General features: G+C 67.1%; 6 protein-coding genes and 1 pseudogene. 4 read left to right on the top strand and 3 right to left on the bottom strand.

Annotation, left to right across the window (positions count from 1 at the left end):
• Nucleotides 1-108 precede the first annotated feature (108 nt).
• Nucleotides 109-1095, bottom strand: coding sequence for an aldo/keto reductase (locus BMY22_RS07650; protein WP_090620890.1), 987 nt, complete (start codon nucleotides 1093-1095; stop codon nucleotides 109-111).
• Nucleotides 1096-1520: 425 nt separating this feature from the next.
• Between BMY22_RS07650 and BMY22_RS07655 the strand changes: the two genes are divergently transcribed.
• Together BMY22_RS07655 and BMY22_RS07660 are read left to right on the top strand one after the other, a co-directional pair.
• Complete coding sequence (locus tag BMY22_RS07655; protein WP_244158821.1) at nucleotides 1521-2714, top strand: MFS transporter; 1194 nt, start codon at nucleotides 1521-1523, stop codon at nucleotides 2712-2714.
• 101 nt (nucleotides 2715-2815) lie between these two features.
• The gene (locus BMY22_RS07660; RefSeq protein WP_090620892.1) at nucleotides 2816-3721 is read left to right on the top strand and encodes a LysR family transcriptional regulator; all 906 of its coding nucleotides are present in this window, start codon (nucleotides 2816-2818) and stop codon (nucleotides 3719-3721) included.
• 52 nt (nucleotides 3722-3773) lie between these two features.
• On the opposite strand, the gene BMY22_RS07665 is transcribed toward BMY22_RS07660, so the two are convergent.
• Together BMY22_RS07665 and BMY22_RS07670 are read right to left on the bottom strand one after the other, a co-directional pair.
• The gene (locus BMY22_RS07665) at nucleotides 3774-4781 is read right to left on the bottom strand and encodes a GTP 3',8-cyclase MoaA (RefSeq protein ID WP_244158822.1); all 1008 of its coding nucleotides are present in this window, start codon (nucleotides 4779-4781) and stop codon (nucleotides 3774-3776) included.
• On the bottom strand, nucleotides 4771-5751 hold the full coding sequence (locus BMY22_RS07670) for an XdhC family protein (protein ID WP_090620893.1): 981 nt from the start codon (nucleotides 5749-5751) through the stop codon (nucleotides 4771-4773). The genes BMY22_RS07665 and BMY22_RS07670 overlap by 11 nt, the downstream gene beginning before the upstream one ends.
• Nucleotides 5752-6291: 540 nt before the next feature.
• Between BMY22_RS07670 and BMY22_RS07675 the strand changes: the two genes are divergently transcribed.
• Nucleotides 6292-6738 carry a (2Fe-2S)-binding protein gene (locus BMY22_RS07675; RefSeq protein WP_090620895.1) on the top strand — a complete coding sequence of 149 codons (447 nt, stop codon included), beginning with the start codon at nucleotides 6292-6294 and terminating at the stop codon, nucleotides 6736-6738.
• A gap of 4 nt (nucleotides 6739-6742) precedes the next feature.
• A pseudogene (locus BMY22_RS07680) lies at nucleotides 6743-8990 on the top strand (xanthine dehydrogenase family protein molybdopterin-binding subunit).
• The last annotated feature ends 186 nt before the right edge of the window (nucleotides 8991-9176 follow it).

The following is a 9176-nucleotide window of genomic DNA, read 5'->3' on the forward strand; positions in this document are numbered from 1 at the left end:
CGCAGCACGCGTCGGCCAGACACCCGCCTTCCGGCTCTCTTCGTGCGGTGAATATCCATGCACTTATGGCTCGACCCTGGAAGCAGATAGCCAAGTAAGGCCGCGCGCTTACCATGCATAGGCTTTGGGTGCCTCGCCACCCGGACCCGGCCAGATCTCGTCCAGCTTCGCCAGCGTCTCGTCCGAGAGCCTCAGCGACAGCGCCTTGAGGTTCTGGCGCAGTTGCTCGACGATGCGCGGGCCGCTGATCGCGGCGGTCACCACCGGATTGTGCAGCAGCCAGGCGAGCGCCACGTCCGACGGGGCCTCGCCCAGCTCGTCGCACAGTGCCTCGTAAGCCTCCAGTTGCGGGCGCCGTCTGTCGATCTGCTGCTGCAAATGCGGCGTCGCCCGGCGACCGTCGGCGATCTTGCGCAGCACGCCGCCCAGCAGCCCCATGCCGATCGGACTCCAGGGGATGAGGCCCACCCCGAAGTGGCGCAGGGCCGGGATCACCTCGAGCTCGATGGTGCGCTGGGTCAGATTGTAGAGGCTCTGCTCCGATGCCAGTCCCAGCAGGTTGCGCGAGGCGGCCGTGCACTGCGCGGTGGCTATGTCCCAGCCGGCGAAGTTGCTGCTGCCGACATAGGTGATCTTGCCCTCGCGGATCAGTTGCTCCATCGCCTGCCAGATTTCCTCCCAGGGCGTCGCCCGGTCGACGTGGTGCATCTGGTAGAGGTCGATGTGATCGGTCTGCAGCCGTTTCAGGCTCGCCTCGCAGGCGCGGCGGATGTGGTAGGCCGACAGGTACTTGTCGTTCGGGCCGGTGTCCATCGGCTGATACACCTTGGTCGCCAGCACGATCCGGTCGCGCCGCCCGCCCTGCGCCAGCCAGCGGCCGATGATCTCCTCGGAGATGCCGAAGCCCTTCTCCATGTCCGGCGATTGCGGGCCGCCATAGACGTCGGCGGTGTCGAAGAAGTTGATGCCGGCGTCCAGCGCCTCGTCCATGATCGCGAAGCTGGTCGCCTCGTCGGTCAGTTCGCCGAAGCTCATGGTGCCCAGCGCCAGCCGGCTGACCTTCAGGCCGGTCCGGCCCAGATGGGTATATTGCATGTACGCACCTTCATGGCAGCAGAGAAAAAGGGGCGCGACGGATACGGAAAGCGCCACGGTCAGCCCATCGACGACACGGGTTGGCTTGCCATCGGACGAGCGGGATACGGCTCCCGATGATAGGGGGTCCCGCCAGCAGCACAGCCGTTGATTTCTCGAAAGCGTCTATGAGCCAGAGTAATGAATCCGTTGGCCATGGCTGCGAAAACCGGCTGGATTAATCACCCTGACTCATAGCTCCATTCGGAGTTTTGTGTTTTTCGAATAGTCCGGCCTCCCTATCATGGGGCTCCAACAGCGGCGGCAAGCGAACCATCCCGCTCGCGACGTCCTGCACGCCCGGCCGTACCTTCATCCGACCTCGACCACGTTGCGCCCCTCCTCCGCGAGGCGGTGCCGGGTTGCGCATTGCCAGAGAAAACCCGATGACGACTTCAACTCTCGAATCCGTATCTGCCCGGCGGCAGATGGGTAGCGCCGTAGGCTCCATGGCGCTTTGCGTGGCGATGCTGATCGCCGCCGAATTCATGCCGGTCAGCCTGCTGACACCGATCGCCGAAGACCTGCAGGCCACCCAGGGCCTGGCGGGACAGGCCATCTCGGTGTCCGGCTTCTTCGCGGTACTGTCCAGCCTGTTCATCGCGCCCATCGCCGGACGCTTCGATCGCCGGCACGTCCTGATGGGCATGACCCTGCTGATGCTGCTGTCGCTGGCGATGATCGCCCTGGCGCCCGACTTTTCCCTGTTGATGACGGCCCGCGCCCTGCTGGGACTGGCGATCGGCGGTTTCTGGTCGCTGGCCACGGCGACCGTCATTCGGCTGGTGCCCGCCGAGCGCGTGCCGAAGGCGCTTGGCACCATCTACATGGGCAATGCCATCGCCACGGCATTCGCCGCACCGATCGGGGCCTACGTGGGAGAACTGTTCGGCTGGAGGGTCGTGTTCGGCGGCCTCGTGCCGCTGGTAATCGTCAATCTGCTCTGGCAGGCCAGGAGCCTTCCCTCGATGCCGCCGCGCGCGACCATTCCGGTGACCCGCCTGTTCGGGCTGCTCAAGCGCCGCTACGTCGCCCTGGGCATGCTCTCGACCATGCTGACGTTCGCGGGTGCATTCGGCGCCTTCACCTACTTCCGCCCCTTCCTGGAAGCCGAAATGGGCGTGAGCCCGAGCCAGCTTTCGCTTCTGCTGCTCGGCCTGGGCCTGGCCGGATTCGCGGGAACCCACTTTGCCGGCGCCATGCTCCATCGGCAGCGCCTCTACCCGCTCCTGCGCTACCTTCCCCTGGCCCTCGCCGCCGTCACCCTGGCAATGATGGAAACCGGGCATATCTTCTGGGCGGTGGCGGCGATGATGGTCGGCTGGGGAGCGCTGAACGCCGCTATACCAGTATGCTGGTCGACCTGGCTGGCTAGGGAAATCGATGACGAGCCGGAAAGCGGCGGCGGACTGCTGGTCGCCTCGATCCAGCTGGCGATCATGATGGGCGGTGCACTGGGCGGCCAGCTCCTGGACCATGCCAGTGCTTCCGCCCCTCTGCTGGGAGGTGCGGTCCTGCTGGTCCTTTCCGCGCTGGTCATCGGCAACGGCACCCGGATCAGGAAGTCGGCACAAGCCTGAGCCAAAAGCCGCGGCTCGACCCGCGCCCTTGTCAGGCGCGCCTTGGATGAAGAACGGCGGTGGTATGGTTGCGCCACGCGTATGGCGAAGACTGATCGAGCATGAGAGACGACATCCTGCGGGAATCCTTCGGCGGACTGGTGGCGTTCGTTGCCGTGGCCCGCGAAAAGAGCTTTACCCGGGCGGCGGCGCACCTGGGCCTGTCGCAATCGGCGGTCAGCCATGCTGTGCGGGCGCTGGAGACGAAGCTTGGCGCTCGCCTGCTGGCACGCAACTCGCGCACGGTCTCGCCCACCGAGGTTGGCGAAAGGCTGCTGCAGTCGGTCGCTCCGCAGCTGGAGGAGATCGATGCCGAGATGTCCGCCTTGTCGGCGCTGCGCGACAGCCCCATGGGGACGATACGCATCACCGCCTCGGATCACGCGATCCGTAGCGTGCTGGCAGCCAGACTGAAGAAATTCCTGCCGAAGTATCCGGGCATCCAGGTCGAACTGTTTGCCGACAATGGCCTGGTCGATCTCGCCGCCGAGCGATTCGATGCCGGCGTTCGCCTGGGCGAGATCGTCGCGCAGGACATGATCGCGCTACGCATCGGCCCGGACATCCGCTTCGCGGTGGTGGCCACCAAAGGATACTTCGCCAGGCATCCCCTCCCCGGAACGCCGGATGACCTCATGCAGCACAACTGCATCAACCTGCGCCTGCCCACCTACGGAGGACTCTGGGCCTGGGAGTTCGGAAAAGACGGGCGGCAGATGAACGTCCGCGTGAACGGCCAGCTCACCTACAACAGCATCTACGACTGCCTTGACGCCGCGATGGCCGGCCTCGGCGTGGCCTATGTGCCGGAAGACATCGCGCAGCCCTACATCCGCACCGGCCACCTGGTATCCGTGCTGGAAGACTGGTGCCCCTACTGGTCGGGCTACCACCTCTACTACCCCAGCCGGCGGCAACCGTCGGGGGCCATGTCCCTGCTGATTGCGGCCCTGCGTTACGAGGCGTAGGCCAGGGCTACCGGACCGGCGCTGGCTGCGCGATGTCGGCATGGGCGGCGGCTCAACCACCGATCAGCTTCATGCTCATCACATCGCCGGAGAAGCGCTCGGCCTGCTTGTCCGCCAGCGCTCGCGCGGAGAGTTCGCGAATCCGCGCCAGCGCCTCGTCGCGGGGCAGCTCGAGCACATCCCCCAGGTAGTGACTCCGACTGGAAGACAGGCAGCCATGCAGCCATCCCGTGGAGCTCAGCCGCGCGCGGCTGCACTGGCTGCAGAACGGCGCACTCTCGTTGGCGATGACACCGAAATAGCCACGCCCCGGTATCACGAAGCGCTGTGCCGTGGCGTCCGGAGCGCTGGGCGCGTGCTCGAATCCGTAGCGCTCGGAAATGGTCGCGAGGATCTCGGCCATCCCGAAGAACTGGCGCTGAAAGGTGCGAGGGTCCCGGGCCAGGTGTCCCATGCGCATCAACTCGATGAAACGCAGCTCCATACCGCGTGCCAGGCAGTAGTCGAGCATCGGCCGGACCTGCTCGTGATTGTGCCCGCGCAGGGGCACCATGTTGATCTTCACCCGCACACCGGCCGCGAGGGCTCGCTCGATACCCTCCAGCACCTTGGCCAGGTCGCCGCCACGGGCGATGCGGCGCAAAGCCCCGGCGTCCAGGGTATCCAGCGAAACGTTGATGCGTTCGACGCCAGCCGCCAGCAGCACCGGGAGCTTGCGCGACAGCAGCTGGCCATTGGTGGTCAGGGAGACATCCGCGAAGCCCAAGCGCCCCAGTTCGGCCATGAAGCCGTCGAACAACGGGCTGATCAGGGGCTCGCCACCGGTGATGCGCAAGGTGCGAAGGTCGTTGGCGACCTTGAGGTACTCGACGGCCAGGAGCAGCCTGGGCAGAGGCAACGCCTTGCGATCGGCATGCAGGCGCTTGCCATCCGCCACGCAGTAGACGCAGGCGTAGTTGCAGGCGCTGGTCAGGCTCACGCGCAGGTTACGCAGCCGCCGCCCCTGCGCGTCGATGATCCGGCCCTGTTCATCATCGTCGAGCGGCGGCTCAGAGCGCATCGCGCGGCCTGCCGCGATAGACACGGACGACATCGGCCATGACGGCCAGAGCGATTTCCGCCGGCGTCTTGCTACCCAGCGCCAGACCGATGGGCATCTGCAGACGGGCGATCTCTGCCTCGCTCAGGCCACCGGAGCGACGCAGGCGCTCGGCACGCGCCGCCGAAGTTCGCTGAGAGCCCATGACCCCGATGTAGAACGCGGGCGTGCGCACGGCCTCGATCATCGCCAGATCGTCGATTCGCGGGTCGTGGGTCAGCGCCACCACGGCGGTGGCCGTGTGGCAGCCATCGGCGGCGATGAACAGCGAAGGCAGCTCCTGGCGCACCTCGATGCCGGGTACCTCGAAGCCGGCATGAGCCTCTTCGCGCGGATCGCAGACAATGACCTCGAACCCCAGGGCCAGTGCGAACTGCGCGCAGACCACGGACACCGGCGAGATGCCCGCGATGATCAACCGCGCGGCCGGTCCGACGCGAATCTCGACCGCCTGCCCATCCGCCGACTCGACCACGCGCGGCCCCAAGCCGTCGTCCTCGCGCAGCTGCAGCCCGCCGTTGCGCAGATCGACACATCGCAGCAGATGACGCTGCCCCCGCAGCGTTGCGCGCAGGCTCTCCAGGTGATCCCGGGTGGCGCTGTCCGCGGGCAGCCGCTCGATCAGCACCTTGAGAATCCCGCCACAGGGCAGGGCGATCCGCGAACCCTGCGGCCCCGAGGGATCGCCGTAGCGCAGGGTCGTGACGGTGCAGTCGAACGCCCCGCCCTGCAGCCGCTCGAGAAAGTCCTCCTCCACGCAGCCACCGGACAGCGAGCCGACATGCGCACCATCGCGGCGCGCCGCCAGCAGGGACCCCGGTTCGCGGGGCGAGGAACCGAACGTGGCCAGTACCGTACACAGCCACACTTCCTGCCCCGCGCGCGACCACGCCAACGCCTGCTCGATAACCTGCAAGTCCAGATGCTGCATATCAAACGATCCAATCCTGCCCGATGGGCATCAGTTCATGAAAAGAGGGGCAGCCAAACGGCCGAAGATCCACATTACGCTGGTCTGCATCGCCGGGCGGAGGGCGCGCGTTCCCGATGAACACCCGGAGGCGAAGCTAGCACTGCGCCCGCTGTCTCCATAAGGCGCCTGGAGTGGATAGCCCTATGAACTCCATCGATAAATTGCCGGCACGCCGCCCCTTCGCTGTGCGCGAGGCCGGCGGATTTTCTTCGGCTGCAAGCAACGCATGCATCGCCTCCCCCTCGCTATCCCACACCGATTAATCGATGGGACACATAGGTCCATGCAGTTTTTCCCTCTATCGGGGCTGGCATTTCGTCTGGACTAATAATACCCGGCGACTACAAGCGAGCCGCGCCCGCCCGGCTGCAGAACGCGAAGAATCCGGCGTGCGGGAACGGCGCCATCTGTCGCCCCGGCCCTTTCCCGCCGAACCAAGAACACTGCGATGCCTGGCGCGCATGCCAGCGATAGCCAATCCATCCGAGGAGGAGACTTATGGAGCTGACGATCAATGGGAAGAAGCGCCAGGTGGATGCCGCCCCCGATACGCCGCTGCTCTGGGTCATCCGCGAGGAACTGGGCCTGACCGGCACCAAGTACGGCTGCGGGGCCGCCCAGTGCGGAGCCTGCACCGTACTGGCGGATGGGCGCCCCATCCGCTCCTGCGTCATGCCGGTGAGCAGCGTGGCCAACCAGGCCATCACCACCATCGAGGGCATCGAGGAGGACCCGGTGGGCAGGCGCGTGGTCGAGGCCTGGGTCGAGCACCAAGTGCCGCAGTGCGGGTACTGCCAGTCCGGCCAGGTGCTGACCGCCACTGCCCTGCTGAAACAGAGCGCCAGGCCCGGCGAGGCGGAAATCGCCGCAGCCATGGTGAATCTCTGTCGCTGCGGCACCTACAACGCCATCGCCGATGCCATGCAGCAACTGGCCAAGGGCTAAGAAAATGATGCCGATGAACATGCCTCAGCTTCCCGAATCCCTGCCCACGGACGGACAGCCACTCAATCTCTCCCGCCGCCGGTTCATGGGGGCCTCCCTGGGCGCCCTGGTGCTGGGCGTCCTGCTGCCCGGCAAGGTGGTGAGAGCCGTGCAGAGCGTGGCCTCCGAAACCAAGCCGGGCGCCCGTATTCCGGCCTTCCTGGAAATCCGCCCGGACGGCACGGCCCTGCTGCGCAGCCCCTTCGTCGAAGGCGGCCAGGGCATCTACACCGCTTTCGCGCAAATCGTCGGCGAAGAACTCGACATCGCGCCGGAGCGCTTTTCCGTCGAATGCGCGCCGCCGGGAGCCGACTACCTGCTGGTGAATGGCGCCCGCTTCACGGGCGGCAGCTTCTCGGTACGTTCCAGTTACGAGGTGATGCGCCGCCTGGGGGCCTCCGCACGCCACATGCTGCTGCAGGCCGCCGCCGCCAAGCTGGAGGTGCCGCTGGACAGCCTCGCCACGCAACCCGGCATCGTGGTGCACGAGGCCTCCGGGCGTACCCTCGGCCACGGCGAACTGGCCGCCCTCGCCGCCGAGCTGTCGCCCCCCGAGCAGGTGCCCTTGCGGGAGAAGAAGGACTTCCGCTGGATCGGCAAGCCCGTGCCGCGCCTCGACGCCCGCGACAAGTCCACCGGCAAGGTGACCTACAACATCGACCTCGAAGTCGACGGCATGCTCCTGGCGGCGGTCCAGCACGCACCGCGCATGGGCGGCGAGCCCGAGGCCATCGCCAACGAGGCGGAGGTCAGGGCGATGCCGGGCGTGCACTCGATCCATCGCCTGCCCGGCGCCGTCGCGGTGGTGGCCCAGCGCTGGTGGCAGGCCCGGCGTGCCGTGGAGTCGCTCAAGATCAGTTGGAAGGAAGCCGCGCCGGGCACCCCGCACGCCATGCCCGCCGATTTTTCCTCCGCCGGCATGCGCGCCGCGCTGGCCGCCGCTCCCGGTCCGGGCATCGCCGCCGAGGAAATCGGCGATGCCGCCAGGGCGCTGAAGCAGGCCAGCCGTGTGATCGAGGCGACCTACGACGCGCCCTATCTGGCCCACGGCCAACTGGAGCCGCCATCGGCGATCGCCCGCTGGAACGCGGACGGCACCCTCGAGCTTTGGCTACCCAACCAGGCGCCGGAGCTGTTCCAGCAGGCCGCCGCCAAGGCTGCGGGCATCGCCCCCGAGCAGATCATCCTGCACTCCTCGCCGCTGGGCGGCTTCTTCGGCCGGCACTTCCTCTACGGCACGGCGAACCCCTTCCCCCAGGCGATCCAGCTGGCCAAGGCCGTCGGACGCCCGGTGAAGCTCATCTGGAGCCGCGAAGAGGAGTTCCTGCGCGATGCGCTGCGGCCGATGGGCCTGGCGCGCTTTCGCGCCGGAATCGACGAGAACGGCCTGCCGCAGGCCCTGTACGCCGAGGCCGTCGGCGAGAGTCCCACCGAGCGCTGGTTCGGCCGCCAGCCGGACAAGGCCAATAAGTCGGCGGTCGAAGGTATCGCCAGGAAACCTTACGCCATTCCCAATCGGCGAGTGGCGCAGGTCTACCTGGAACATCCGCCCACCATCGGTTACTGGCGCTCGGTGGGGCATTCGATGAACGACTTCTTCTACGAATCCTTCCTCGATGAAGTGGCCGATGCCGGCCAGCAGGACCCGTACGCACTGCGCCTGCGCCTGCTGGCCGACAAACCACGGCACAAGGCGCTGCTGCAGGCGGTCGCCGAGCTTTCGGGCGGCTGGAAACGGGGCCCCTTCACCGCCGGCGACGGCAGCCAGCGCGCCCGGGGCGTGGCCATGGCGTCGCCGTTCGGCATTCGGCAGCGAGGTCGCCACCATCGCCGAGGTGTCCATCGAGGGCGGTTCGGTGGTGGTTCACGATGTCTGGGTGGCCTTCGACCCCGGCAGCATCGTCAACCCCGCCATCGTCGAGGCCCAGGTGAAGTCCGCCGTGGCGCTAGGGCTTTCGTCCACCCTGCTTGAGGAAGTCGTGTACGAGAACGGCATGCCCCGCGCGCGCAACTTCGGCGCCTACGCCATCCTGCCGCCCGGCCGGATGCCCCGCGTGCATGTGCGCATCGTCGAGAGCGGCGCGCCCATGGGCGGTGTCGGCGAACCCGGACTTCCAGGCGTCCCGCCGGCCGTGATCAACGCGGTCGCGGTGCTCACCGGGCAGCGCGTGCGCAGCCTTCCCCTGTCCAGGACCCGCTTCGCTGGCGCGTGATGCGCCAGCCCGGTCTCATCCCATCCCCCGCTACCCGTAAGGAAACCGCTGACCATGAAGCGTCCCTTCCAAGCCACCTTGCTTCTCGCCCAGCTCTGCACCGGCGCCGCGCTCGCCGATGGCATCAAGGTGATACCCAATGGCGACCAGGCCAGCATGGCGGGCCCGGCCGACTACTTCACCGGC

Origin of the sequence: Azotobacter beijerinckii, from assembly GCF_900110885.1 — a bacterium.
Classification (GTDB): domain Bacteria; phylum Pseudomonadota; class Gammaproteobacteria; order Pseudomonadales; family Pseudomonadaceae; genus Azotobacter; species Azotobacter beijerinckii.